Origin of the sequence: Arthrobacter echini (genome assembly GCF_004803505.1) — a bacterium.
Classification (GTDB): domain Bacteria; phylum Actinomycetota; class Actinomycetes; order Actinomycetales; family Micrococcaceae; genus Arthrobacter_D; species Arthrobacter_D echini.
In genome coordinates, this window is the sequence record NZ_SSWH01000016.1 from 15,825 (window position 1) to 40,215 (window position 24,391).

22 protein-coding genes and 1 tRNA gene are annotated in these 24,391 nt (G+C 68.2%); 7 read left to right on the forward strand and 16 right to left on the reverse strand.

What is annotated here, in order from left to right; all coding sequences use genetic code 11:
• Nucleotides 1-41: 41 nt before the first annotated feature.
• The gene (locus tag E8P82_RS13790; protein ID WP_136455633.1) at nucleotides 42-863 is read left to right on the forward strand and encodes a ParA family protein; all 822 of its coding nucleotides are present in this window, start codon (nucleotides 42-44) and stop codon (nucleotides 861-863) included.
• 56 nt (nucleotides 864-919) lie between these two features.
• On the opposite strand, the gene E8P82_RS13795 is transcribed toward E8P82_RS13790, so the two are convergent.
• From E8P82_RS13795 to gcvH, 5 genes are all read right to left on the reverse strand, one after another.
• A complete protein-coding gene (locus E8P82_RS13795; protein ID WP_136455634.1) occupies nucleotides 920-1,507 on the reverse strand; it encodes a MerR family transcriptional regulator in 588 nt (195 codons plus the stop codon).
• A 172-nt stretch (nucleotides 1,508-1,679) separates the two neighbouring features.
• Nucleotides 1,680-2,180 (reverse strand): bifunctional nuclease family protein, encoded by a 501-nt coding sequence (locus E8P82_RS13800; RefSeq protein WP_136455635.1) that lies wholly within the window; start codon nucleotides 2,178-2,180, stop codon nucleotides 1,680-1,682.
• 10 nt (nucleotides 2,181-2,190) lie between these two features.
• Nucleotides 2,191-2,937, reverse strand: a complete 747-nt coding sequence (gene ftsR, locus E8P82_RS13805; RefSeq protein ID WP_136455636.1) for a transcriptional regulator FtsR — start codon at nucleotides 2,935-2,937, stop codon at nucleotides 2,191-2,193.
• Nucleotides 2,938-2,945: 8 nt separating this feature from the next.
• Entirely contained in the window at nucleotides 2,946-3,464 is a 519-nt protein-coding gene (locus E8P82_RS13810; RefSeq protein ID WP_136455657.1) for an FHA domain-containing protein, read from the reverse strand.
• Between the two features lie 77 nt (nucleotides 3,465-3,541).
• Nucleotides 3,542-3,928 carry a glycine cleavage system protein GcvH gene (gene gcvH / locus E8P82_RS13815; RefSeq protein ID WP_136455637.1) on the reverse strand — a complete coding sequence of 129 codons (387 nt, stop codon included), beginning with the start codon at nucleotides 3,926-3,928 and terminating at the stop codon, nucleotides 3,542-3,544.
• Between the two features lie 260 nt (nucleotides 3,929-4,188).
• Here gcvH and E8P82_RS13820 point away from each other — a divergent pair, with 260 nt between their 5' ends.
• Both E8P82_RS13820 and E8P82_RS13825 read left to right on the forward strand, forming a co-directional pair.
• Nucleotides 4,189-5,439: an amino acid deaminase/aldolase gene (locus E8P82_RS13820; protein ID WP_246021396.1), complete on the forward strand. Its 1,251-nt coding sequence runs from the start codon at nucleotides 4,189-4,191 to the stop codon at nucleotides 5,437-5,439.
• Nucleotides 5,436-6,764, forward strand: a complete 1,329-nt coding sequence (locus E8P82_RS13825; RefSeq protein WP_136455638.1) for a D-arabinono-1,4-lactone oxidase — start codon at nucleotides 5,436-5,438, stop codon at nucleotides 6,762-6,764. Before E8P82_RS13820 ends, E8P82_RS13825 begins: the two co-directional genes overlap by 4 nt.
• A 556-nt stretch (nucleotides 6,765-7,320) precedes the next feature.
• On the opposite strand, the gene E8P82_RS13830 is transcribed toward E8P82_RS13825, so the two are convergent.
• The 10 genes from E8P82_RS13830 to E8P82_RS13875 all read right to left on the reverse strand — a co-directional run bounded on the left by E8P82_RS13830 (nucleotide 7,321) and on the right by E8P82_RS13875 (nucleotide 18,819).
• Nucleotides 7,321-8,406 carry a hypothetical protein gene (locus tag E8P82_RS13830; RefSeq protein WP_136455639.1) on the reverse strand — a complete coding sequence of 362 codons (1,086 nt, stop codon included), beginning with the start codon at nucleotides 8,404-8,406 and terminating at the stop codon, nucleotides 7,321-7,323.
• Between the two features lie 581 nt (nucleotides 8,407-8,987).
• Nucleotides 8,988-9,061, reverse strand: a tRNA-Pro gene (locus E8P82_RS13835).
• Nucleotides 9,062-9,140: 79 nt separating this feature from the next.
• Nucleotides 9,141-10,697, reverse strand: a complete 1,557-nt coding sequence (gene der / locus E8P82_RS13840) for a ribosome biogenesis GTPase Der (protein WP_136455640.1) — start codon at nucleotides 10,695-10,697, stop codon at nucleotides 9,141-9,143.
• 85 nt (nucleotides 10,698-10,782) lie between these two features.
• Nucleotides 10,783-11,427, reverse strand: a complete 645-nt coding sequence (gene cmk, locus E8P82_RS13845) for a (d)CMP kinase (RefSeq protein WP_246021421.1) — start codon at nucleotides 11,425-11,427, stop codon at nucleotides 10,783-10,785.
• A gap of 86 nt (nucleotides 11,428-11,513) precedes the next feature.
• Nucleotides 11,514-12,641 (reverse strand): prephenate dehydrogenase, encoded by a 1,128-nt coding sequence (locus E8P82_RS13850; protein WP_136455642.1) that lies wholly within the window; start codon nucleotides 12,639-12,641, stop codon nucleotides 11,514-11,516.
• Nucleotides 12,642-12,644: 3 nt separating this feature from the next.
• The gene (locus tag E8P82_RS13855; protein ID WP_136455643.1) at nucleotides 12,645-14,129 is read right to left on the reverse strand and encodes a pseudouridine synthase; all 1,485 of its coding nucleotides are present in this window, start codon (nucleotides 14,127-14,129) and stop codon (nucleotides 12,645-12,647) included.
• A 26-nt stretch (nucleotides 14,130-14,155) separates the two neighbouring features.
• The gene (scpB, locus tag E8P82_RS13860) at nucleotides 14,156-14,875 is read right to left on the reverse strand and encodes an SMC-Scp complex subunit ScpB (protein ID WP_136455644.1); all 720 of its coding nucleotides are present in this window, start codon (nucleotides 14,873-14,875) and stop codon (nucleotides 14,156-14,158) included.
• The gene (locus E8P82_RS13865; RefSeq protein ID WP_246021405.1) at nucleotides 14,868-15,719 is read right to left on the reverse strand and encodes a segregation and condensation protein A; all 852 of its coding nucleotides are present in this window, start codon (nucleotides 15,717-15,719) and stop codon (nucleotides 14,868-14,870) included. Before E8P82_RS13865 ends, scpB begins: the two co-directional genes overlap by 8 nt.
• Before the next feature lie 34 nt (nucleotides 15,720-15,753).
• Nucleotides 15,754-16,641, reverse strand: a complete 888-nt coding sequence (locus tag E8P82_RS13870; protein ID WP_136455645.1) for a ParA family protein — start codon at nucleotides 16,639-16,641, stop codon at nucleotides 15,754-15,756.
• 222 nt (nucleotides 16,642-16,863) lie between these two features.
• Nucleotides 16,864-18,819 (reverse strand): AMP-binding protein, encoded by a 1,956-nt coding sequence (locus E8P82_RS13875; protein ID WP_136455660.1) that lies wholly within the window; start codon nucleotides 18,817-18,819, stop codon nucleotides 16,864-16,866.
• A 244-nt stretch (nucleotides 18,820-19,063) separates the two neighbouring features.
• Between E8P82_RS13875 and E8P82_RS13880 the strand changes: the two genes are divergently transcribed.
• From E8P82_RS13880 to E8P82_RS13895, 4 genes are read left to right on the forward strand one after another with little or no spacing between them, the layout of a single operon-like run.
• Nucleotides 19,064-19,726, forward strand: coding sequence for a GntR family transcriptional regulator (locus tag E8P82_RS13880; RefSeq protein WP_136455646.1), 663 nt, complete (start codon nucleotides 19,064-19,066; stop codon nucleotides 19,724-19,726).
• Nucleotides 19,727-19,772: 46 nt separating this feature from the next.
• On the forward strand, nucleotides 19,773-21,293 hold the full coding sequence (locus E8P82_RS13885) for an MmgE/PrpD family protein (protein WP_136455647.1): 1,521 nt from the start codon (nucleotides 19,773-19,775) through the stop codon (nucleotides 21,291-21,293).
• An 11-nt stretch (nucleotides 21,294-21,304) separates the two neighbouring features.
• Complete coding sequence (prpB, locus tag E8P82_RS13890) at nucleotides 21,305-22,273, forward strand: methylisocitrate lyase (RefSeq protein ID WP_136455648.1); 969 nt, start codon at nucleotides 21,305-21,307, stop codon at nucleotides 22,271-22,273.
• Nucleotides 22,270-23,412: a bifunctional 2-methylcitrate synthase/citrate synthase gene (locus E8P82_RS13895; RefSeq protein ID WP_136455649.1), complete on the forward strand. Its 1,143-nt coding sequence runs from the start codon at nucleotides 22,270-22,272 to the stop codon at nucleotides 23,410-23,412. Before prpB ends, E8P82_RS13895 begins: the two co-directional genes overlap by 4 nt.
• Here E8P82_RS13895 and xerD read toward each other — a convergent pair.
• The gene (xerD, locus tag E8P82_RS13900) at nucleotides 23,376-24,386 is read right to left on the reverse strand and encodes a site-specific tyrosine recombinase XerD (protein ID WP_246021407.1); all 1,011 of its coding nucleotides are present in this window, start codon (nucleotides 24,384-24,386) and stop codon (nucleotides 23,376-23,378) included. The genes E8P82_RS13895 and xerD overlap by 37 nt on opposite strands.
• Nucleotides 24,387-24,391 lie beyond the last annotated feature (5 nt).

Genomic DNA, 24,391 nt, shown 5'->3' on the forward strand with positions numbered 1-24,391 from the left:
CCCCGGCCGGTGCCGCGACATGACGGGTATGGATTCGACACGTGCAGGTAGTCAGTATCAGCAGCCTCAAGGGCGGCGTCGGAAAGACATCCGTGACCCTCGGACTCGCCTCCGCTGCCCTGACGGCCGGCATCCCGACCCTCGTCATCGATCTTGACCCGCATGCCGATGCCACCACGGGGCTCGCCGTGCGGCCGGGCGGACGGATCGACGTCGGGCGGCTGCTGAAGAATGCCCGGCGGGGCGATCTCGCCGCCAACACCGTACCGAGCGGCTGGGCGGCGGCCGCTCGGACTCCGCAGGACCAGACGGTGCCGGTGCTCGACGTCGCCATGGGGTCGGCATACTCCGGCATCTACGACCGGCCCGATCTGGGCCGGCGTGACCAGGGCCGGCTCGCCGGTCTCCTGTCCCGGGTCGGCGGGTACAGCCTGGTCCTGGTCGACTGCCCGCCCTCGCTCAACGGGCTGACCCGCATCGCGTGGACCGCGAGCAACAAGGTTCTCCTCGTCGCGGAACCGGCCCTCTTCTCGGTGGCCGGGACGGAGCGGACCCTGCGCGCCCTGGAGCTGTTCCGCCGCGAATTCGCGCCCCACCTGCACACCGCGGGCATCGTCGCGAACCGCGTGCGCGAGACCTCGAGCGAGCACCGGTTCCGGCTGGCGGAGATGCGGCAGATGTTCGGCGATCTCCTGCTCCAGCCATCCCTCCCCGACGACCCGGCGTGGCAGCAGGTCCAGGGAGCCGCACACGCAGTGCACCAGTGGCCCGGGGAGTCCGCCCGCCACACCGCGGGTCTGTTCGACCAACTGCTCGGGAGCGTCGTCGATTCAGGGCGGATGCGGAGCCGTATCAGGCGGTGAGCGCCGGCGTCGTGGTCCGACGCCGATCGTGGTCACAGATTAGTCGTGGTCACAGGTCAACTGATCCTGCGGGTGGCGCGCCGCTCGCCGAGTTCGTCGGCAGGGAGGTCCTGCGCGGGAGAGTGTTCGCTCGGCAGGGCGGCCAGGCTGCCCTCCACCTCGCGCCACACCCTGCCGACGGCGATCCCGAAGACGCCCTGGCCACCCTGCACCAGATCGATCACCTCGTCGGCGGACGTGCACTCGTACACGCTCGCGCCGTCGCTCATCAGGGTGATCTGCGCGAGGTCCTCGACGCCTCGCTCGCGCAGATGGGCCACTGCGGTGCGGATCTGCTGGAGGGAGACACCGGTGTCGAGCAGACGCTTGACCACTTTGAGCACCAGGATGTCGCGGAACCCGTACAGACGATGCGTGCCGGAGCCGGCTGCTCCGCGTACGGCCGGTTCGACGAGTCCGGTACGTGCCCAGTAGTCCAGCTGGCGGTAGGTGATGCCGGCTGCCTTGCACGCCGTCGGCCCGCGGTAGCCGGCCTGCTCGTCCAGTTCGGGGAGGTCCTCGGTGAAGAGCAGACCCTGTGCGCTCGCCGGAAGAGGGGCCCCTACCGGGTTGGTTGCCGTATCGGCCTCACCCTTCGGACTCACGTGTTGCCTCCTCGAAAGATTCCCGCTGTTGGTACTCGGTGGGCCCACACCCGGGGTTCGACCCCGACTGCGGCCCGGGTCCATCGCACGGACCAAGGGAACTGTATGTCTTGACGGTAGATCGCCGCGGCTGTGAGGTCAAAGAGGTGCCGCAGCAATCCTGGTCGTGTCGTCAGCGTTCGAAGTCCTCCGGCTCGACGTCGGCGAGGAACTCCCGGAACTGCTGTACCTCGTTCTCCGCCGTCTCGCGCGTCCCGGAATCCGTCCCGTCGTCGTCCGCGTCGGCTATCTCGACTCCGGCGGCATCGAGCACGGCCTCGGCGCAGTAGATGGGGCAGGGCACGCGCAATGCGATCGCCAGCGCGTCCGACGCCCGCGAATTCACCGTGACGCCGTCCTGAAGGACCAGTTGCGCGTGGTACACGGTGTCCTCGACGGAGGTGATCTGCACGGACGTGATGCGCTTGCCCGTCGCGGCGACCACGTCGACCAGCAGGTCGTGGGTCATGGGCCGGGGAGGCACGATACCCTGCTGGACGAAGGCGATGGCACTGGCCTCGGGGGCGCCGATCCAGATGGGCAGATGCCGCTCCCCCGCACTCTCGCGCAGCAGGACCAGGGGCTGGTTCGAGGGCAGTTCGATGCGAACGCCCACCACTTCCACTTCGATCACCGGGCGCCGCCTAACTGTCCATCCGGGCCAGGTCGCTGAGGACCAGCGCACTGTGCAGTCCGAGGCACAGCTCGCTGATCTCGCGCGCGGTCTCGGCGGCCCGCGCCTTCGACGCCACGTCCCTGCGGGATGCCACGGGTGCGACGGCGCGTTCCACGAGTCCCAGTTCGCGGTCGGCCGCTGCACGGAACGGCCTGAGGTGGCGCGGTTCGATGCCGTGGGCCTCGAGCTGCATGCAGGCCGTGGCGATCTTCAGCGCGTGCTCGTCGAAGCGGTCGTCGACGGCGGTGATCAGGCCGAAGCTGACCAGCTCGTCGATCAGCGTGTGCGGCGCTCCTGCCTCGGCCGCCAGGGTCTCCGCCGTCAGCGTCCGGGACCGCGCGCTGAGCTCGCGGGACAACTGGTCTGAGACGACGCGTGGGGCGAGAGTCAGCCCGCCCGGCAGGGAATCGGGCCGCTCACCGCGATCGATCGCGTCGAGATAATCCTTGATGACCTTCAGGGGAAGATACTGATCCCGCTGCAGACTCAGGATGAAACGGAGGCGCTCCACGTCGTGCAGCGTGTACTTGCGGTACCCCGCATGGGTGCGCTGCGGTGTGATCAGGCCCTTCTCCTCGAGGAAGCGGATCTTCGACGCCGTGACCCGAGGGAAGTCCTCGGCCAGCTCGCGCAGGACCTCGCCGATGGTGATACCTGTGCCGGGGCGGCCGGAGACGACGTCGGAAGGGCGTCTGAAGGGATGGGAAGCAGGCATGAAGTGGACTAGGCCTGCGCTGAGGGGTGCTGGGCGGCCTGGGCCGTGACGCTACGGGCGGCGTAGAAGGTCAGCCTGAACTTGCCGATCTGGACCTCGTCGCCGTTGTGCAGCACCGTCTCGTCCACGCGGTCGTTGCTCACATAGGTGCCGTTGAGGCTACCGGTGTCCACCACTGTGAAGCCGTCGCCGGCGCGGCGGAACTCGGCGTGCTGCCGGGAGACCGTCACGTCGTCGAGGAAGATGTCCGCGTTGGGGTGGCGACCGGCCCGGGTGACGTCCTCGTCCAGCAGGAACCGTGCACCGGCATTGGGCCCGGTGTGGGCGATCAGCAGGGCGGAACCGGAGGGCAGCGCGGCGACGGAGGCCAGCTCCTCCTGCGACAGATGTCGTTCGTGCTCGCTGGTGATTTCCTGCCGCTCGAACTGGCTGGTGGCGTCCTGCGCGGACAGGCCGATCGACCTGGTCTCGGGAGACGACACGGGCGGCTCCTCCTTGTTCGCGGGTGAGTTCTCGGTGGGCACCATGACCATCTCCTGCCCTGCTGCGTGAAACACCCGATCACCGTCGACCGGGCCAGCCCTGCGGTCGGCGCAGGATAGACCTAGCCTACCTGCTGGGCGTAGGCGTCCGAACTCAGCAATTCCTTCACCAGCGACGGATCGGAGACCTTGATCTCGAACAGCCAGCCCTCGCCGTAGGGGTCGGTGTTGACGAGCGACGGGTCGTCGTCGAGCGCTTCGTTGCGGGAGACGATCTCGCCGGAGACGGGAGCGTAGATGTCGCTGACGCTCTTGGTCGACTCGACCTCGCCGATCACGTCCGCCCCGGTGACGTCCGAACCGGCGTCGGGCATCTGGACGTAGACGACGTCTCCGAGGGCATCCTGCGCGAAGTCGGTGATGCCCACGCGGACCGTGCCCTCGTCGGAGGGCTCACTGATCCATTCGTGCTCCGCGGTGTAGTAGAGGCCTTCGGGAACGTTGCTCATGGCTGCCTTTCGAACGCGCGGGGTGCAGTGGCTGGGAGGCCACCGGGTACGGGTATTGGTCGAGTATAGGCACAAGCGGTGTGGACGTGAGGCGCGTCTCATAGAGCGCGATGGACCTCATGATGCGCCGGTCGATCGACCCTGGGACGCGCTACCGGTCGATGCTTGCTCTCCGGCAGTCGAGTTCCTACACTGCGGGAACCGGGGCGACCGTCCCGCCCTTTGCCCGTGACCCGGCGCATGACCATAAGGAGCACGGCGTGACACTTCGGGATGTGCTGTCATCCACCGCAGCCGGCAGCACGGATGCACGTCGTCGGCTGTCGGAGCCGTGGTCCGCCTGGAACATCGCCACCGCAGCCGAGGAACCGCCGTTCGGCGCATTGGACGGCGCCGCGCTCCGCGCCAACGCGGCGGACCTCGTGCGCCGCGCCGGCGGCAAGCCGATCCGGCTCGCCAGCAAGTCGTTACGCGTGAGATCGGTCATCGAGGCACTGCTCGACATGCCGGGCTTCGCGGGCGTGCTCGCCTTCACCCTGCCCGAAGCGCTCTGGCTCGCTCGCTCGTGCCCGGACGTCGTCGTCGGCTACCCGACCACCGACCGGCGGGCGATCACCGAGCTGGCCCGCTCGGAGCAGGCCGCCGCCTCCGTGACGCTCATGGTGGACAGCGCGGAGCACCTGGATTTCATCGACGCCGTCGCACCATCCGCCACGCGGCTGCCGCTCCGGATCTGCCTGGACATGGACGCCTCCTGGCACGGGCCCGTGCCGTTCGGTCGGTTGGGGGTCTGGCGTTCACCCCTGCACACCCCGGCCCAGGTGCGCACTCTCGCGGAGGAGGTGCAGCGCCGCCCCGGCTTCACCCTGGTGGGGCTGATGGCCTACGAGGCGCAGATCGCCGGTGTGGCCGACCGCGTGCCCGACCGCCTCCCGATGAACGCGGCCGTCTCCTGGTTCCAGCGACGTTCGCGGGCCGAACTCGCAGAGCGCCGCGGTGAGGCTGTGGCGCAGGTGAGGGCGATCGCGGACCTCGAGTTCGTCAATGGTGGCGGCACCGGGTCGGTGGAGAGTACTGCCGCCGACCCCGCGGTGACCGAGATCGCCGCCGGGAGCGGCCTGTTCGCCGGCCACTCCTTCGATGCGTACTCCGCCTTCTCACCGCTACCCGCGAGCGGGTTCGCCCTTGCCGTGGTGCGCAAGCCCCGCGCCGACTGCGCCACCGTGCTCGGTGGCGGCTGGGTCGCCTCGGGTCCGCCCGGCATCGACCGCCTGCCGATCGTCGCCTATCCGGCAGGGCTTCGCATGGTGCCCCGGGAGATGGCCGGAGAGGTGCAGACGCCACTCGTCGGTGAGGCCGCACGCCGCCTCTCGGTGGGCGATCGGGTCTGGTTCCGGCACGCCAAGTCCGGTGAGCTGAGCGAACGGGTGAACGAGTTCGTCCTGATTGAGGACGACCGCATCGTCGATCGCCTCCCGACCTACCGCGGTGAGGGGAAGGCCTTCCTATGACGACGTCCACATCTCCAGTCACATCCACGACCACCTGGCAGAACTGGGGACGTACCGTCCGGGTGCAACCCGTGCGGATGGTCTCCCCAGGCTCCGTCGACGAGGTGTGCGCAGTGGTGCGCTCGGCCGCCGCCGACGGTCTCGGTGTCAAGGTGGTCGGGGCGGGGCACAGCTTCAGCCCGATCGCCGAGGCCGAGGGCGTTCTGCTGAGCCTCGACCGCCTCAGTGGCCTCATTCGTATGGACCGCGAGACCAGAACCGTGACCTTCGGCGCCGGCACGCGGCTGCACGAGGTCTCCGCGCTGCTGGAACCGCTCGGTCTGGGGATGGAGAACCTCGGCGACATCGACACGCAGTCCCTCGCCGGCGCCATCTCGACGGGCACGCACGGCACCGGCCTCCGCTTTCGCGGTCTCGCCGCCCAGGTCACCGGAGCGGTGCTCGTCACCGGTCATGGGGAGCTGCTGCGCATCGATGCTGACCACAGGCCCGAGCTCCTTTCTGCCGTGGCCCTGGGGCTCGGGGCACTCGGCATCCTCGTGGAGGTGACTATCGCCTGCGTCGACGCCTTCGATCTGCGCGCGGTCGAGAAGCCCGAGCCGCTCGACGCCGTGCTCGAGTCCCTGCACGAACGGGCGTCCGCCGTCGACCATTTCGAGTTCTTCTGGTTCCCGCATACACGTACAGCGCTGACCAAGGTGAACACACGCGTGCCCGTCGGTGAGGGACGCACGCCGTTGACGAGGGGTCGGCGGTGGTTCGACGACACGCTGATGGCCAACGGGATGTTCCGGATGACCTGTGGGATCGGCCGGGCAGTCCCCGCGAGTGTCCCCTGGCTGAACCGTGCCGCCGAACGACTCACCGGGGATCGTTCCCACTCCGATGCCTCATCCAAAGTGTTCGCGACACGGCGCACGGTGCGCTTCAGGGAGATGGAGTACGCCATCCCGGCCGACCAGGCCGCCGAGGCGCTGCGCGAGGTACGCGACCTGATCGAGCGGGAGCGCTGGCGCATCTCGTTCCCGGTCGAGGTGCGGTTCGCGGCAGCCGATGAGCTGTGGCTGTCCACCGCCTCCGGGCGCGAGACCGCCTACATCGCGGTGCACCGGGTGATCGGCGAGGATGTCGGGCCCTACTTCCGGGCGGTCGAGGACATCATGCGTGCCCGCGGCGGCCGCCCGCACTGGGGCAAGATGCACACGCGGGAGGCATCCGATCTGTCCGGGCAGTACCCGAAGCTCGCTGAATTCCGGACGCTGCGCGAAGAGCTCGATCCTGAAGGTAGTTTCCTCAACCCGTACCTGCGGCGCGTGCTCGGGTAGGGACGGATCTGGGTGGAGCTCACCCTGACGCACGTACTCAACGCCTGCGCGAACAGTCCCAGCTTCACCACATCGGCATCGGACGAGCCGACGCCCGGACCCGCGTCGTCATGCTCATCAACGACCTCCACGTACGGGTCGTCAACGCTACCACCGGAGACATTCTGCGGGAACTGACCATCGACACCACCCGCGCACATAAAGACACCCGAACCTCCACATTGCAGGTTCGGGTGTCTGGAGATCTACTGAAGGATCACACTGTCGGGATGACAGCATTTGAACCTGCGACCCTTTGACCCTAGGCGACCGGAAGGACCAAGATCCTGGATTTTCCGGTGATCTCTGCGGAGTGTTAGGTGTGTTGACCTAGGCCGCTCTGATACGAAGAAGTACTTTGCCGATGGGTGAAAACAAATTTAAAATTACGAACCTCCGCACGGATTCCTAGACAGAAAGACACCGTCGGCACACTGGTCTAACTGAATCGCAGAGAACCAACTAGCTATCCTAAAGTTACTGGACTGCTGACAGGGCCCAACCAGGAGCACTCAGGTCAAAGACGAATCATAGCCAGTTCCGGGCGCTGCATCACTTCAAGGATTTTTTCTTGCAGCCAAGCCGCTGAAGTTTTTTCAAATTCGGATTGCGAAATGCAGATGACGCCTGTCTTGCGAAGAAGCACTGCATTCACGACTTCTACCGTCGCTGAGAGGCGGTCTTTAAACGACAGGGAAGCTACTTGCGTTGATTGGCGTATACCACGGTCCTCGTCCGAAACGACGACCAAGCAAATCGAAACCGATTTCGCGATCGGAGGGCGCCCAACTCGCTGCACCTGCACCTGACCTTCGGGTACGTCACGAGCTGCAATCGCAACCGCGAGCATCGCGTCGCGCAACCTAGGTGCCGTACTCGGTGAACGATCGACTACGCGAACCTCGATAGCGAAACTCGTCCATCGATCACCATCCTTCGCCCGTGCAACAAGATCCAAAATGGGTGATCTAGGTCCACTCAAGCGGACGCCAGTCTCGATCTGGTGGGTATCGATAAATGCAGCGCCGAGAAGTTTCTCTACACGTTCCTCTGCTCGCGTGATGAGTTCGCGCCGCACCCGGTATCGGTCGCGAGTCGCCGTGTCTAGTCTCTCGAGTGGTTCCGAAACTACTTTTTTGCGTTCCCCGTCACCGGCCAACCCGGCAGAGCCTTTATCTCGGCTCGTGTCGCCTTCAACTGCTTCCTGGTCTAGCTTTTCCTCTCGATCCTCGGATGAGGCTTTAGAGCTTTGTCCGAGTTCGGCGCGCTGCCTGTATGTCTCATCTTCATCCGCATCCTGCTTCTTCTGTCTACTACGCCATGCGAAGAGTCCGTAGCCGGTAAGGACAGAGCCCAGCACAAACAGCACTCCTGAAAGCCATGGATAGACGCTCACAATGAACAAAAATTGTTGTGCGCGAGCATCGAGCGCTAGGTCCACGTTTGACGAGGCTTCGGTTCCTGCTGGCGCGTTAGGTGCAGTCGCTCGGAGCGCGAACCATGGTAAGGCAACTGCCGCTGCGAGGAGCAACAGTCCAATTGACGAAACGAACTTGTAAAAGCTACTGAAATCCAGTTTCACCGGGCCAAAGACATCGCTCATCGCACGCATCTCAGCGAGCTGGATCGAGCTCGACTAGAGAGTGGTTGCGCGGCCACGACCCGTACGGACCTAAACGTGGATCCGTTCATAGACCCTCCCCTCCTGAATATAAGTGACGCCGAAGGCTCGCACCTAGCGGACACCTGACGACTAGTGTCGAAGTCGAACCATTTACCGTAACTGTTAACAAAGACCATTGAATCCCCGCAAGCTCAGCTCGAGACCTTCCGGGACTAATACAAAACCATCCGCCCACACCTATCACTGAACCATCGACCCTCGGACAAGACCTACAATGCCCGCAGCGAAGCCACGTCCGCCGACATCGACGAATGCGCCAAGATAGAGTCGACGACTCCGGCGTCGTTACGATCCGCTACAACTCGAAACTCCACCACATCGGCCTCGGTCGCGCACACATAGGAACCACGATCTGACTCTTCATCCACGTCATCAACACCACCGCGGCGAACTCATCCAGGAACTCGAACTCAACCCCTACATCGAATACCAACCAAAACCACAAAAGCCCCTCCCGAGGGAGAGGCTTTCATGAACAATGTCCCGAGACGAAACATCTGTCGGGATGACAGGATTTGAACCTGCGACCCCTTGACCCCCAGTCAAGTGCGCTACCAAGCTGCGCCACATCCCGTCCGGCCCGCTCAACGGGCCGAACCACTCGGTCAACACTACATCATTTCCCCGGGTCGAGCGGCACAAGCAGGAGGGCATCAGCGCTTGCGGCTGCGCTTCTCCCGCACCCTCATGCTGACCTCGATCGGCGTGCCCTCGAAGCCGAACGTCTCGCGCAGGCGCCGGGTGATGAAGCGGCGGTAGCCCGGATCCAGGAAGCCCGTGGTGAACAGCACGAACTTCGGCGGCCTGCTGGAGGCCTGCGTGCCGAAGAGGATCCTCGGCTGCTTGCCACCGCGCACGGGGTGCGGGTTGGCCGCCACGAGTTCCCCGAGGAACGCATTGAGCCGCCCGGTCGGGATGCGCCGGTCCCAGGACTCGAGCGCGACGTCGAGCGCGGGCACCAGCCGGTCCTTGTGCCAGCCGGTCAGCGCCGAGATGTTCACGCGGGGAGCCCACTCCACGTGCGCCAGATCCTGCTCGATCTCCCGCTCGAGGTAGCGACGGCGCTCGTCGTCGAGCAGGTCCCACTTGTTGAACGCGAGCACGATGGCCCGGCCGGCCTCGATCGCCATGTTCAGGATGCGCACGTCCTGCTCGCTGAGCACCTCGTCCACGGCCAGGAGTACCACGGCCACCTCGGCCTTCTCCAGCGCGGACTGCGTGCGGAGCGAGGCGTAGAAGTCGGCGCCCTGCTGCATGTGGACGCGGCGGCGGATACCCGCGGTGTCCACGAAGCGCCAGGTGCGCCCGCCGAGTTCGATCATCTCGTCCACGGGATCACGGGTGGTCCCGGCCAGCGGGTCGACGACGACGCGGTCCGAGCCCGCCAGCTTGTTCAGCAGCGAGGACTTCCCCACGTTGGGGCGGCCGATGAGCGCGACCCTCCGCGGACCGCCGGAACGCTCGATCCCGCCGTGCTCGGAGAACTCGGGCAGGATCTCCACGACCTGGTCGAGCATGTCGGCCGTACCGCGACCGTGCAGGGCGGAGACCGGCCAGGGCTGGCCGAAGCCCAGGCCCCACAGCACTGCGGCGTCGGCCTCGTTCTGGATGTCGTCCACCTTGTTGGCGACCAGGATCACGGGCTTGTTCTTGCGGCGCAGCATCCGCACCACGGCCTCGTCGGTCGCCGTGGCACCGACCGTCGCATCGACCACGAACAATACGGCGTCGGCCATGTCGACGGCGATCTCCGCCTGGTCGGCCACACGGGCGTTGATACCCTTGGCGTCCTGTTCCCAGCCACCGGTGTCCACGAGGGTGAAGTTCCGCCCGATCCACTGCGCCGGATAGGAGACACGGTCACGCGTGACGCCCGGGGTGTCCTCGACGACGGCCTCGCGGCGCCCGAGGATGCGGTTCACGAGCGTGGACTTGCCGACGTTGGGCCGCCCGACGATGGCCAGGACAGGATTGAGCCTGCCCTCGTCCTCGTCGTCGTAGCCCTCGTCCTGCCGTGCGAGGAGGTAGGCGTCCTCGTCGTCGAGCTCGTAGTCCTCAAGACCGGCACGCAGCGAGGCGGCGCGCTGCTCGGCCTCGGCGTCGTCGAGGTTCTCGAGCACCTCGCTGACCTGGTCCTCGCCGGTCGGCTCGTACTCCTCGTCGGCTGACGGGCCGTTGCCCGGGGCGTCCGGCGAAAGGTTCTCGCTCATCAAAGTGTCCTTCGGTTGGTGGTCACCGTCTCCCGACGGTACATCTGGTGTAAGGAGCCTGGCCTCGGGCCCGGCAGTGCCGCGCCTAGTTCGCCACGGAGCGCACGATGGTCAGGAGCGCCGCGACGGTCTGCTCGAAGTCGAGCTCGGACGAGTCCAGCGTGACGACGCCGTCGGCAGCCTGCGTGAAGTCGGCGGCGGTCGAGTCCTTCGCATCCCGCTCCGTGACCTGCCGTTTGAGCTGCGCCGCGGTCTGCGTGCCGCCGAGCTGGTCGCCGCGTCGCCGCAGGCGGGCCTCCTCGCTCGCCGTGAGCAGCACCCGGACCTCGGCGTCGGGCGCGACGACGGTGGTGATGTCCCGGCCTTCTGCCACGATACGGTGCGCGGCGCCTGCGATGAGTGCCCGTTGGCGCCGGATCAGCTCCGCCCGTGCGCCCATCGTGGTGGCGACGGCACTCACTGCCGAGGACACCTCGGGCTCACGGATGGCGGAGGTGACGTCAGTGCCGGCGATCAGCACCGACTCGCGGTCGGGGCTGATACTGATGACCAGGTCGATGGAGCGCGTGGCAGCCTCGACGGCGGGGCTGTCGGTCAGATCGATGCCCGTCCGCATGCAGTGGAGCGTGACCGCGCGGTACATGGCACCGGTGTCCAGATAGGCTGCGCGGAGCCGGCGTGCCACCTCGCGGCTGACGCTCGACTTCCCGGACCCGGACGGCCCGTCGATGGCGACGACGAGCGACTTGCCGACGCGGAAGCCGGCGTAGGGATCAGGGGCGGTTGCGGTCTCGGGTGTGTTCGTGGATGTCGGGGTCACTGCACTACCTTCCAGCCCCGCTGCGTCAGGGACTCCGTCAATTCGTGGCGCTTTCCCGGCAGCACCGAGAGCTCGGCCAGGCCCACCTGCCGCCCGGGAGAATGTTCGAGCCGGAAGTCCTCCACGTTGATGCCGGTGCCGCCGATCTCCGTGAGCAGCTTCGCGATCTGCCCGGGCACGTCGTCCACGAGCACCGTCAGCCGGGCGAAGGAGTCCGGCGGTGCACCGTGCTTGCCGGGCACGCGCGCCTGGCCTGCGTTGCCCTCCGAGATCAGCTGGGCCATGTCGAGCCGGGCGCCGTCGGCCGTGGGTTCCTCCAGCGTGCTGATGAGGCGGTTCAGGTCCTCGCGCACGCCGTGGAGGATGTCGACGAGCCGGGCCGCGTTGGCGGAGAAGATCTGCACCCACAGGCGCGGATCGCTCGCGGCGATGCGCGTGACGTCGCGCAGTCCGTTCCCGGCCAGCGCCAGGGCCTGCACGGGTGAGTCCTGGAGCCTGGTCGCCACGAGCGAGGAGACCACCTGCGGCAGGTGCGAGATCAGGGCCACGGCCTCGTCGTGTTCCGCCGCGCTCATCCGGGCGGGCACGGCCCCGAGGTCGACGGCGAGCGACTCGGCGCGCAGGACGGCGTCCGGCGCGCTCGCGGCGTGGGCACACAGGACCCAGGGCGCACCGGTGAACAGTTCCGCGCGCGCCGCGACGGGTCCGGACTTCTCACGGCCGGCCATGGGATGCGTTCCCACGTAGCGGGACAGGTGCGCCGCCACACCGGGCATGCCGGTGAGATCTGCGAGGATCGCTTCCTTCACGCTGCAGATGTCGACCACGACGGCGTCCGGGTGGGCGAGGAGCGCATCGGCGACCACCCGCGCCGTGACATCGGGTGGTGTGGCCACGACGACGAGTTCGGGGAGCAGGTCCTCCCCGCCGTCCGGGGCGTCCGCGAGGAGCCGACCGGCGCCGATGTCACGTGCCACGGCCTCGGTCGAGGGGGAACTGTCGGAGAGCACGACGTCGAGCCCGCGGTTCCGCAGCCCCAGGCCGATGCTCGCCCCGAGCAGCCCGGCTCCGACGACGAGGACGGGTCCGAGGAGGTGCGTTCCCTGCTCCGTGCGCACGTCCATGAGCTAGAGACCCACCGATGCCATGAGGTGCCCGACCTCCTGGCGCCCCAGCACCCGGATGCTGCCCTGACGCTGATCACCGATGCGGATCGGTCCGACCTGGGTGCGCACGAGGCGCTCCACGGGGTGACCGACGGCGTCGAACAGGCGCCGGACCACACGATTGCGGCCCGAGTGGAGGATCACCTCGACGAGCACGTGCCCGGGTGTGGAGTCGACGAGCTTGAAGGAATCGACCTGCGCCAGGCCGTCCTCGAGCTCGATGCCCTCCTTCATCTGCGCGCCGATGCCCTGGGCCATCGGGCCGCGCACCTGGACGAGATAGGTCTTCGGGACCTCGTAGGACGGGTGCGTGAGCCGATTGGTCAGTTCGCCGTCGTTGGTCAGCAGCAGCAGACCCTCGGTCTCGGCGTCGAGCCGGCCCACGTGGAAGAGGCGCTCGCTCTTGTCCCGGTTCTTCAGGAAATCGCCGATGGAGCGCCGGCTCTCGGGGTCGTCCATCGTGGAGACGACGCCGCGGGGCTTGTTGAAGACGTAGTACTTCAGGTGATCCTTGAGCTGCAGGCGGATGCCGTCCACGTGGATGGCCACCTGCTCCGGATCCACGCGCACGCCGAGTTCGGTCACCACCGTGCCGTCCACTTCCACGCGGCCGTCGAGGATCATCTCCTCGCAGACCCGGCGCGAAGCGACCCCGGCCAGGGCCATGACCTTCTGCAGCCGCACACCCTCGGGATTGTGGACGTCGATCTCGTCGGCCGGGCGGCTTGCGCGCTTGGGCCGGGACGGACGCACCGGGCCGAGATTCTGGCCGAACCGCTCACGGGCGAACGCCCTGTCGCCCACCGGCTTCTGCCGTCCCGAGGACGCGGCGCCACCGGGACGGCCCGCTCGCTTCTCCCCGGTTCCGGGACGACCGGGCCTGCCACCCGAGGCACTTCCCGCCCTGGTCCCGAAGCGGTTCGACGGCGTGCCTGCGGACGGACGGCCCGACGCCGAGCGCGCGCGACCCTCGGCCGATTCGCGGCGATCGGCTCCTGCCGGGCGACCTGTCGCCGACCGGCCGTCGTCGCGCGTGCGTTCCTGGAACGGCTTCCCTGTGGGACGTCCCCCTCCGGAGCGGCCGCGCTCGGCGCCGGAGCGAGTACGGTCGGGACGGCCCTCAGCGGAACTGTTCCGGTCCGTGCGGCCCCCACCGGAACGCCCGCGCTCCGGGCGTTCCTCACCGGGACGACCACCGTCGCGGCCACCGCCTGACCGACCACCGCCACTACCGGCGCGGCCGTCACCCGAACGACCACCGCCGGACCGACCGCCCGCCGGGAACCCTGAGCCGCCGCGCTGGGCACCGCCCTTGCCGTGGCTGCCGCGCTCGGGACCTCCGCGGGAGGAGGACGGACGACGACGCTCAGCATCGTCCGGGCGTCCGGACGACTCGCCGTCGCGCGGCGTCCTGCGTCCTGAACCGGATCCTGGCTGCTGTGTCATGGGAAAATCCTTCGTGTCGGTCGTGCTCAGAACGTCGTGTCGTCGTACTCCCCCAGGGCCTCTATCCCCGGCAGGTGGGGTGCGATCCGCGGCAGTTCGGAGACGCTGCCCACACCCAGTTTCTCGAGGAACAGTGCGGTGGTCCCGTAGAGGGCCGCACCACTCACCGGATCGGTCTCCACTTCGACCACCAGTCCACGCTGCACCAGCGTCCGGACCACGGAGTCGACGGCGACTCCCCTGATCGCCGACACCCTGGCACGGGACACGGGCTGGCGGTAGGCGATGACCGCCAGGGTCTCGAGTGCTGCCTGCGAGAGCCGCGAGGATCTGCCGTCGAGCACGAAGTCGGCGACGACGGAGGAAAAATGCTTCCGGGAGTAGATGCGCCATCCGCCGGCGATGTTCCGCAGTTCGAAACCGCGCGGAGCTGCCGGTTCGATCGTCGGGGAGTTCCCTCCAGTATAGCCGTCGTACTCGCGCCGAAGATCCACCAGCACACGCTGCACCAGATCCTTGGGCCGTTCCAGGACGGCAGCGAGGTGATCCTCCGTCACGGGCTGGTCGGCGACCATCAGGATGGCCTCCACGGCTGCCCTGACACCGCCGGGAAGCTCCTCGAGCGCGGGACTCCCGGCGCCTGACTCCCCCGCCGGATCCTGCGACGGCGTCGACTCCGGCTGCGGCTCCGGATCGGGTGACTCCGCATCGGGGGAGAACTCGTCAGGCACGGGTGGTTCAGTCATCGCCGGCGCTCCACAGGACCACGAGACCATCCAGAGGTGCCGCCTGCTCGAAGGAGACGGCACCGTCCCTGAAGAGTTCGAGCAGGGCGAGGAATCGCGCCACGAGCACCGCGGCGGAAGCGGCATCCTCGGTGAGCTGCCGGAACGTCATCCGGCCACCGGCGCGCAGCAGCTCCTCGAGCACGGCGGACTGCTCGCTGACGCTCACCACGGGTGAGACCAGATGCCCCGTCTCCACCTCGAGGGGCGCCTCGCTCCGCGGCGCCAGCACCCGGGCGGCCAGCGCGGCGAACTCCTCGGGTGTGGACGTCCAGTGCAGTGCGGGCAGCAGCGTCGTGATCTCCGCTGCCGGCGGCACGTCGCGGGGATGGCGCCCGGCTTCGTCGTCGAACCGATGGAAGAGCTCGCGGGCCATCTCCTTGAACGCCCGGTACTGCAGGAGCCGCGCGAAGAGCAGATCCCTGGCCTCCAGCACCGCGATGTCGGCCTCGTCCTCGACGGTCCCGGTCCCGGCCGGCAGCAGCCTGGCCGCCTTGAGATCGAGCAGGGTGGCCGCGACGACGAGGAACTCGCTCGCCTCGTCCAGTTTCCACTGGCCCTCTGCTGCCTGGACGCGCCTGATGTGCGCGATGAACTCGTCGGTGACCTCTGCCAGGGCGATCTCCGTGACGTCGAGTTCGCGGCGCGAGATCAGATTCAGCAGCAGGTCGAAGGGTCCGCTGAAGTTGACGAGCTGCACCGCGAAGACCTGCGCCGCGTCGGCAGCAGCGGGCTCGTAGGGGTCCGCCTGCTCCAGTGCCAGGACGGGCTGCTCCCCGGCGCGCTCCGAACTGCGGACCGCCACTAGCGGCCCCGGGCGGGCCCGACGATCAGCGGCACTAGGGTGCTCCGCCCCTGCTGATGAGCTCCTTCGCGAGCTGCCGGTAGGCGTCGGCGCCACTGTGGTTCGCGGCGTAGGACGTGATGGGCTCTGCGGCGACCGTCGCGTCGGCGAACTTGATGGTGCGCCTGATCACGGTCTCGAAGACCTTGTCGCCGAAGGCCTCCACCAGGCGCGCGAGGACCTCGCGGCTGTGCAGGGTCCGCGCGTCGTACATGGTGGCCAGCACACCGTCGATCTGGAGCCGCGGGTTCAGGCGGTCCTGCACCTTCTCGATGGTCTCCACCAGCAGCGCCACCGCGCGCAGGGCGAAGAACTCACAGATCAGCGGGATGATCACGCCGTGGGCCGCAGTGAGCGCGTTGACGGTGAGCAGACCGAGCGACGGCTGGCAGTCGATGAGGATGACGTCGTAGTCGTCGGCGACCTTGCGCAGTGCGCGGTCGAGGACCTGCTCGCGGGCCACCTCGTTGACGAGCTGGACCTCGGCCGCGGAGAGATCGATGTTGGCCGGCAGCAGATCGACGTTCTCGACCGCGGTGTGCTGGATGGCGTCCTCGATGGAGACCTTGCGGTCCATGAGCACGTTGTAGACGGTCACGTCGAGCTCGTGGGGATTGGTACCCAGACCCGCGGACAGGGCGCCCTGCGGGTCGAAATCGACGAGGAGCACCTTGCGTCCCGCTTCGGCGAGCGCCGCACCGAGGTTGATCGTCGAGGTGGTCTTTCCCACCCCGCCCTTCTGGTTCACCATGGCGATGACCCTCGCCGGGCCGTGCGAGTCCAGAGTGTTCGGCTCGGGGAAGTCCGTCATGGGGCGGCCGGTAGGGCCCAGTTCCGCATCCGCCCCGCCGGGCAGAGTTGTGGAACCCTGTTCACTACTCACGAATTTGTCCACGCTTCCATCGGGATCGGTGCGGGCCGCCCGATCCTTACGATGCGGGCGGCTGTTCTCAGGGTCAACGGTACAACGCCTGCGACGGCGCCCGCGAAGGCGAGGCACCTTCCACCGCGAGCCTTGAACCTCAGCCTGAGGTCGAGGGCCGGCGTCGACGCCGTCCGATGCGCCGCGCCTGCCGAGTCCTCGTACGGCGATGCACTCGGCAGATCACGTAGCGGGTCCGGGGCGCAGCAGGGGCTCGAGTGCCTCGAGCACGGACGGGTCCTCGATGGTGGAGGGGACCACGAGTGGCTCCCCCGCGGCCATCTGCCGCATGGTCTTGCGCAGGATCTTCCCGGAGCGTGTCTTGGGCAGTGCCTCGACCACGACGACGGACCGGAAGTCGGCCACGGGTCCGATCGTGGCGCGGACCAGGTGCACCAATTCCGCGGTGAGCGTGTCCGTATCGGGCGCCATGCCCGCCTTCAGGACGACGTACCCGCTGGCGCGCTGGCCCTTGAGCGGATCCTGCAGGCCGAGCACGGCGCACTCCGCCACGGCCGGATGCTGGGCGAGTACCTGCTCGATGGCACCGGTCGAGAGCCGGTGCCCTGCGACGTTGATGACGTCGTCGGTGCGTCCCATCACGAAGACGTAGCCGTCGTCGTCCACATACCCCGAGTCACCGCTGGTGTAGTAGCCCTCGAAGGCGCTGAGATAGGAGTCCCGGTACCTGTCGTCGCTGCCCCACAGGGTGGTGAGCGTGCCGGGCGGGAGCGGCAGCCGCAGGGCGATGCTCCCCTCCGTGCCGGCCGGTACGGGCGTGCCGTCGTGGTCGAGGATCGCCACGTCGAACCCCGGGGAGGGCAGGGAGGGCGAGCCGGGCTTCAGCGGCAGGTCCGCCAGGCCCCGCGGGCTCGCGCAGATGGGCCATCCTGTCTCGGTCTGCCACCAGTTGTCCACCACGGGTACACCGAGGACGTCGGCGATCCACGCGGACGTGCCGGTGTCCAGCCGTTCCCCGGCGGTGAACAGCGTGGTCAGGGAGGACAGATCGTGGCTGCGGATCAGCGCGGCCTCGGGGTCCACGCGGCGGACGGCCCGCAGGGCGGTCGGGGCCGTGAAGAGAACTTTCACTTCGTGCTGCTCGATCAGCCGGCCGAACGTACCGGCGTCGGGCGTGCCCACGGGCTTCCCCTCGTACAGCACCGTGGTGGCCCCGGCCAGGAGCGGTCCGTAGACGATGTAGGAGTGGCCCACCACCCAGCCGACGTCGGACGCCGTCAGCATGACGTCTCCCGGGCCGATCCCGAAGATGGCCCGCATGGTCCACGTCAGCGCGACGGCGTGCCCGCCGTTGTCGCGCACCACACCCTTCGGAGAGCCGGTGGTGCCGGAGGTGTAGAGGATGTAGAGCGGGTCCGTCGCTGCCACCGCAACCGGGGGTACGGCCTCGGCTGCGGAGACGGCGTCGTCCCAGTCGACCCAGCGCCCCTCCGGGCCGGACTCGTCCGCGTAGTCCGCGATACCGTGCCCGAAGCCCTCGCGGGCCTTCGCGACCACGGGCATCCCGAGACTGCCGGCGAGCGTCAGCGCCTCGTGGACCGCCGGCAGGTACTCCACGCGCCGGCCCGGCTCCAGCCCGCCGGACGCGGTCACGATCGCTGTCGGCCTGGCGTCCCTGATACGCGCCGCCAGCTCCGCCGGGGCGAAACCGCCGAAGACCACGGAGTGGATGGCCCCGAGCCGCGCCGAGGCGAGCATGGCGATGACGGCCTCGGGGATCATCGGCAGGTAGATCAGGACGCGATCGCCCTTGCCCACCCCGAGGTCGGCGAGCGCTCCGGCGAAGACCGCCACCTCGTCCCTGAGCTCGGAGTAGGAGTAGGTGCGCTGGGTGCCCAGCATCGCGGAGTCGTAGACCAGGGCCGGCCGGTCTCCCCGCCCGGCGTCCACGTGGCGGTCGAGGGCGTTGTGACTCGTGTTCAGTGTGGCGTCCGGGAACCAGCGGTAGAACGGCGCCGACGACCTGTCCAGGGCAACGGTGGGTTCGGTGGTCCAGTCGACCGCGCCGGCGGCCGGGAGCCAGAAGTCGTCCGGCTGGGCGAGACTCACCGCGTGCAGGGCCCGATAGTCGGCGGGTGTGGAGACAGTCGTCCCTGCGTCGTTCCCAGCAGCAGCCATGATCAGCCCTCCGATGCGCGTGATGTTGAGGCACAGTATCACGCACGGTCCCGGTCGAGGGATCAGTCGACAGAGCCCATTTCTGTATACAGGTCTGCGTGACTGCTGCGGATATTTTCCGCGGAGACCGGATGAAGCTCTTGCCTGTGCAGTCGCTTGTGTATACATTGAAGCCACGCATATTGACGGGAGTGCCGCCGCGCCACTGGCGTGCCGCGACCACGCCGACCGGAGGGAGGAGACCATGCGGGCCAGCGATCGCGCCTACGCCGCCCTCCGCTCCGACATCGTCGACTGGCGGCTCGCCCCCGGGGACGTGCTGGGAGAGGTCGAGCAGTCGGCACGGCTCGGAGTCTCCCGCACTCCGCTGCGCGAGGCGCTCTCCCGGCTGATCGCCGAAGGCCTGGCCACCCCGCAGAACGGGCGCGGCGTCGTCGTCTCGGAGATCTCGCTCGAGGCCGTGACCGATCTGTTCGACGCACGCATACCCCTCGAGTGCGCCGCGGTGCGCAGCGCCGCCGTGCGCGGTGATCGCGCGGTCTTCGCCACGCTCGCCGACGAGTTCGTCGGTGCCGGTCCGCTCATCTCCGGCGACGACGACGGTCAGTGCGCCTACTACGCCCTCGTGGCCCGGCTGGACCACGGCATCGACGAGGCCGCCGCGAATCCCTATCTGCTCCAGGCGCAGAAGCCGATCCGCACCCATCTGGCCCGGATCAGGAGACTGGCGAGGGACAACCCCGACCGGCTGCTGGACTCCGCCTCCGAACACGAGCAGATCGCCCGCGCGCTCGCCCAAGGCAACGCCGATCTCGCCGAGGCCGCCATGCGCGTGCATCTCCACAGGAGCCTCCAGCACCTCCTCACCGCCTCCGGCACCCGCCAGGGCGCCGCACTGCAGCACTGACGCGTACTGAAGACCCACCCCCGCCCCACTCACCGAAAGGAACACCATGGTCGATCTCCACCCCGTCCGGGTCCACCGCAGCGAGGAGAACCTCGCGCGCGAGGACCAGCTCGCCTGGAAGATCGCGCAGGTCGCCGCCGATCCCGTCGAGGTGACGCCCGAGGTCACCGACATGGTGATCAACCGCATCATCGACAATGCGTCGGTGGCCATCGCCTCGCTGAACCGCGCTCCCGTCGTCGCCGCACGGGCCCAGGCCACGAGCCACCCCGCATCGGCGCACGGCGCGGGTGCTGCCGTGTTCGGGATCGACGAGCGCGTCTCGGCGGAGTGGGCCGCCTGGGCCAACGGCGTGGCCGTGCGTGAACTCGACTACCACGACACCTTCCTGGCCGCGGAGTACTCCCACCCGGGAGACAACATCCCGCCCATCCTGGCCGTCGCCCAGCACACGGGGTCCTCCGGCGCGGACCTGCTCCGCGCGATCGCCACCGGGTACGAGGTCCAGGTGGACCTGGTGAAGGCCATCAGCCTCCACAGGCACAAGATCGACCACGTGGCGCACCTGGGCCCGTCGGCCGCCGCCGGGATCGGAACCCTCCTCGGGCTCGAGCCGGAGGTCATCTTCCACGCCGTCGGGCAGGCACTGCACACGACGACGGCGACTCGCCAGTCACGCAAGGGCGAGATCTCCACCTGGAAGGCCCATGCCCCGGCCTTCGCCGGGAAGATGGCCGTCGAGGCCGTGGACCGCGCGATGCGCGGACAGACCTCGCCCACGCCCATCTACGAGGGCGAGGACGGCGTGATCGCCTGGCTCCTCGACGGACCGGACGCCACCTACGAGGTGCCCCTTCCCGCCCCGGGCGAGCCCAAGCAGGCCATCCTCGACACCTACACGAAGGAGCACTCGGCCGAATACCAGGCGCAGGCCTGGATCGACCTGGCCCGGCGCCTGAACCGGTCCCACCCCGAGGTGACGGACCCGGACAATGTCGCCTCGATCGTGATCCACACCTCCCACCACACACACGTGGTCATCGGATCGGGGGCCAATGATCCACAGAAGTACGATCCGAGCGCGTCGAGAGAGACCCTCGACCACTCCATCCCGTACATCTTCACCGTCGCGCTGCAGGACGGCCGCTGGCACCACGAGGAGTCCTACGCACCCGAGCGGGCCGCGCGGGCCGACACCGTGGCCCTCTGGCGCAAGGTGATCACGCTCGAGGACCCGGAGTGGACGCGCCGCTACCACTCACTGGACATCGCCGAGAAGGCGTTCGGCGGCAGGGTGGAGATCACCCTGACCGACGGCACCGTCATCACCGACGAGATCGCGGTGGCGGACGCCCATCCCCTCGGCGCCCGGCCCTTCGTCCGCGCCGACTACATCGCCAAGCTGCGCATGCTGGCCGCAGGCGTCGTCGACGACGCCGAGCTGGAGCGCTTCCTGACCGCCGTCGAGCAGTTGCCGGAGCTCTCCGCAGGCTCGCTCGATCAGCTCAACATCGTCGCCGGACCCGGCGTCATCGATGCGGCCGGCGCGCCGCAGGGACTGCTCTAGGAGACCCGGACATGCTGTACTCGACCGTCACGCCCGAACAGAAGCGCCGGAGCCTCCGCGAGAAGCTTTCCTCGGGACGCATCCAGCAGTTCCCCGGCGCCTTCAACCCGCTCTCGGCCCGGCTGATCGGCGACAAGGGTTTCGCCGGGGTCTACATCTCCGGCGCCGTCATCGCCGCCGATCTCGGACTGCCCGACATCGGCCTGACCACCCTCACGGAGGTGGCCCAGCGCGCAGGTCAGATGGCGCGCATGACCGATCTGCCATGTCTCGTCGACGCCGATACCGGCTTCGGCGAACCCATGAACGTGGCCCGCAGTGTCCAGGAGCTCGAGAACGCAGGCCTTGCCGGCTGCCACATCGAGGACCAGTTCAACCCCAAACGCTGCGGTCACCTCGACGGCAAGAACGTGGTCGATCTCGACACGGCGGCGAAGCGGATCCGGGCGGCCGCCGATGCCCGGCGCGACCCCGACTTCCTGATCATGGCCCGTACCGACATCCGCGGGACGGACACCCTCGAGGCGGCCCAGGACCGTGCGCGCGCCCTGGTGGAGGCCGGCGCGGATGCCATCTTCCCCGAGGCCATGCGCAGTCTCGACGAGTTCCGGGCCATCCGCGAGGCGGTCGACGTGCCGATCCTGGCGAACATGACCGAGTTCGGCAAGAGCGAGCTGTTCACCGTGGACGAGCTCGAGGGCGTGGGTGTGAACCTGGTCATCTACCCCGTGACGCTGCTGCGCAGTGCGATGGGCGCCGCCGAGCGTACGCTGGACTCGATCACGGCCCACGGCACGCAGGAAGCCGCCGTGGACCAGATGCAGACACGCAGCCGCCTCTACGAGCTGGTGGACTACGAGGGGTACAACAGGTTCGACTCCTCGGTCTTCAACTTCGAGGTGCCGCAGGGCTACCCGTCGGCAGCACCTGCCGCCGGAACCACGTTCACAGGACAGAATCCCCAGGAGGAGCAATCGTGACAGAACCAGAGATCCACAAGGGACTGGCGGGAGTGGTCGTCGACCACACCGCGGTCTCGAAGGTCAATCCCGACACGAACTCCCTGCTGTACCGGGGGTATCCCGTCCAGGAACTGGCCGGCCACCGCGACATGGAGGACGTCGCCTACCTGCTGTGGAACGGAGAACTGCCCGACGCCGCGCAGCGCAGGGAGTTCGACGCGTTCGAGCGCGCGCACAGGACACTGCCGGCCGAGGTGATCGCGGCCATCGACCTGTTGCCGCTCACGGCGCACCCCATGGACGTGGCGCGCACCGCGGTCTCCGTCATGGGTGCGAGCCACCCTCTGGCCGGCGACAACTCGGTCGAGGCGAACATGGAGAAGGCCGCGACGCTCTTCGCCGCGTTCCCCGCCGTCGTCGCCTACGACCAGCGACGCCGCCGTGACCAGCCGCTCGTCGAACCGCGGGACGACCTCGGCTACTCCGCGAACTTCCTGTGGATGACCTTCGGCGAGGAGGCACCGGCGGAGGTGATCCACGCCTTCGACGTGTCGATGGTCCTGTACGCCGAGCATTCCTTCAACGCCTCGACGTTCACGGCGCGGGTCATCACCTCCACCCTGGCCGATCTGCACTCCGCGGTCACCGGCGCGATCGGCGCTCTGAAGGGTTCCCTGCACGGCGGGGCGAACGAGGCCGTGATGCACACCTTCGAGGAGATCGGCATCGAGAAGGACGAGTCCCGCGAGGACGCGGCCGCGCGCGCGAAGGCGTGGATGGAGGATGCCCTCGCCGCGAAGAAGAAGGTCATGGGCTTCGGCCACCGTGTGTACAAGAACGGCGACTCGCGCGTACCCACCATGAAGTCCGCCCTCGACGCCATGATCGAGTACTACGGGCGCGACGAGATCCTCGGGCTGTACTCCGGGTTGGAGACGGCGATGGACGAGGCCAAGAACATCAAGCCCAATCTGGACTACCCGGCCGGTCCCACGTACCACCTCATGGGCTTCGACACGGAGATGTTCACCCCGCTGTTCATCGCGGCCCGCATCACGGGCTGGACGGCGCACATCATGGAGCAGTCAGCCTCGAACTCGCTGATCCGTCCGCTGAGCCTCTACAACGGGCCCGAGGAACGGCACGTCGGGGCCTGACCCGGCTTCCCCGGTAACCGGGCGCGCGGATGCGCTGCGGCATAGACCTCCCGCAGCGTGTCCGCGGTCACCAGGGTATACACCTGCGTGGTGGTCACGGATGCGTGGCCGAGCAGTTCCTGGACCACGCGGACATCGGCTCCGCCTTCCAGCAGATGGGTGGCGAAGGAGTGCCGGAGCGTGTGCGGGGAGACCTCCCGCTGCACTCCCGCCCGCTCGGCCGCCGTCTTCAGGATGGTCCAGGCGCTCTGCCGGCTCAGCCGGCCGCCGCGCGTGTTGAGGAAGAGGGCCGGACTGCCCGTACCCTTCAGTGCCAGTGCAGGACGACCACGGACCAGGTAGGCGTCGACGGCGCGGGCCGCGTAGGACCCTACGGGGACCAGCCGCTGCCTGGTGCCCTTGCCGGTGAGCCTGACCACGGACGGGCCCTCCAGCGCCTCGTCGACCGAGACGTCGTCGACGTCCAGACCCACGGCCTCGCTGATCCTCGCCCCGGTGGAGTAGAGGAACTCGAGCAGTGCGCGATCGCGCATCCCCGACGGCGTGGAGGTGTCCACGGTCTCGAGGATCCGCACCACCTCGGCCACGGGGATGGCCTTCGGCAGGCGGCGGCCGATCGCCGGCGGATGCACGTCGTGCGCCGGATCGCCGGCGGTGATCCCCTCGAGCATCCAGAAGCGGTGCAGGCCGCGTACGGCGACGATGGTCCGCGCAGCGGACCGCGCGCTCAGCGCCGAGAGGCCGTCCTCGCCCGAGACGATGGCCTGCGCGAAGGCCGAGACGTCGTGGCGGGTGACAGCACCGGCGCCCGCGACTCCCCGGTCCGCCAGGAATGCCGTGTAGCGGCGCAGATCACGGCGATATGCGGCCAGCGTGTTCGCGGCGAGACCGCGCTCCACGGACATGTGCTGCAGATAGTCCTGCACCAGCCGGGACAGGCCCCGGTCCGTACCGGTCTCCCCCGTGCCGGCCACTGACG

Excerpts from the sequence above, each read along its gene's own strand:
- E8P82_RS13875 (WP_136455660.1), bottom strand. The coding sequence starts at position 18,819 with ATGGCTGCTGCTGGGAACGACGCAGGGACGACTGTCTCCACACCCGCC.
- ftsR (WP_136455636.1), bottom strand. The coding sequence starts at position 2,937 with ATGCCTGCTTCCCATCCCTTCAGACGCCCTTCCGACGTCGTCTCCGGC.
- E8P82_RS13830 (WP_136455639.1), bottom strand. The coding sequence starts at position 8,406 with ATGAGCGATGTCTTTGGCCCGGTGAAACTGGATTTCAGTAGCTTTTAC.
- E8P82_RS13825 (WP_136455638.1), top strand. The coding sequence starts at position 5,436 with ATGACGACGTCCACATCTCCAGTCACATCCACGACCACCTGGCAGAAC.
- E8P82_RS13880 (WP_136455646.1), top strand. The coding sequence starts at position 19,064 with ATGCGGGCCAGCGATCGCGCCTACGCCGCCCTCCGCTCCGACATCGTC.
- E8P82_RS13810 (WP_136455657.1), bottom strand. The coding sequence starts at position 3,464 with ATGGTGCCCACCGAGAACTCACCCGCGAACAAGGAGGAGCCGCCCGTG.
- gcvH (WP_136455637.1), bottom strand. The coding sequence starts at position 3,928 with ATGAGCAACGTTCCCGAAGGCCTCTACTACACCGCGGAGCACGAATGG.
- scpB (WP_136455644.1), bottom strand. The coding sequence starts at position 14,875 with ATGACTGAACCACCCGTGCCTGACGAGTTCTCCCCCGATGCGGAGTCA.
- der (WP_136455640.1), bottom strand. The coding sequence starts at position 10,697 with ATGAGCGAGAACCTTTCGCCGGACGCCCCGGGCAACGGCCCGTCAGCC.
- E8P82_RS13850 (WP_136455642.1), bottom strand. The coding sequence starts at position 12,641 with ATGGACGTGCGCACGGAGCAGGGAACGCACCTCCTCGGACCCGTCCTC.
- prpB (WP_136455648.1), top strand. The coding sequence starts at position 21,305 with ATGCTGTACTCGACCGTCACGCCCGAACAGAAGCGCCGGAGCCTCCGC.
- E8P82_RS13885 (WP_136455647.1), top strand. The coding sequence starts at position 19,773 with ATGGTCGATCTCCACCCCGTCCGGGTCCACCGCAGCGAGGAGAACCTC.
- E8P82_RS13855 (WP_136455643.1), bottom strand. The coding sequence starts at position 14,129 with ATGACACAGCAGCCAGGATCCGGTTCAGGACGCAGGACGCCGCGCGAC.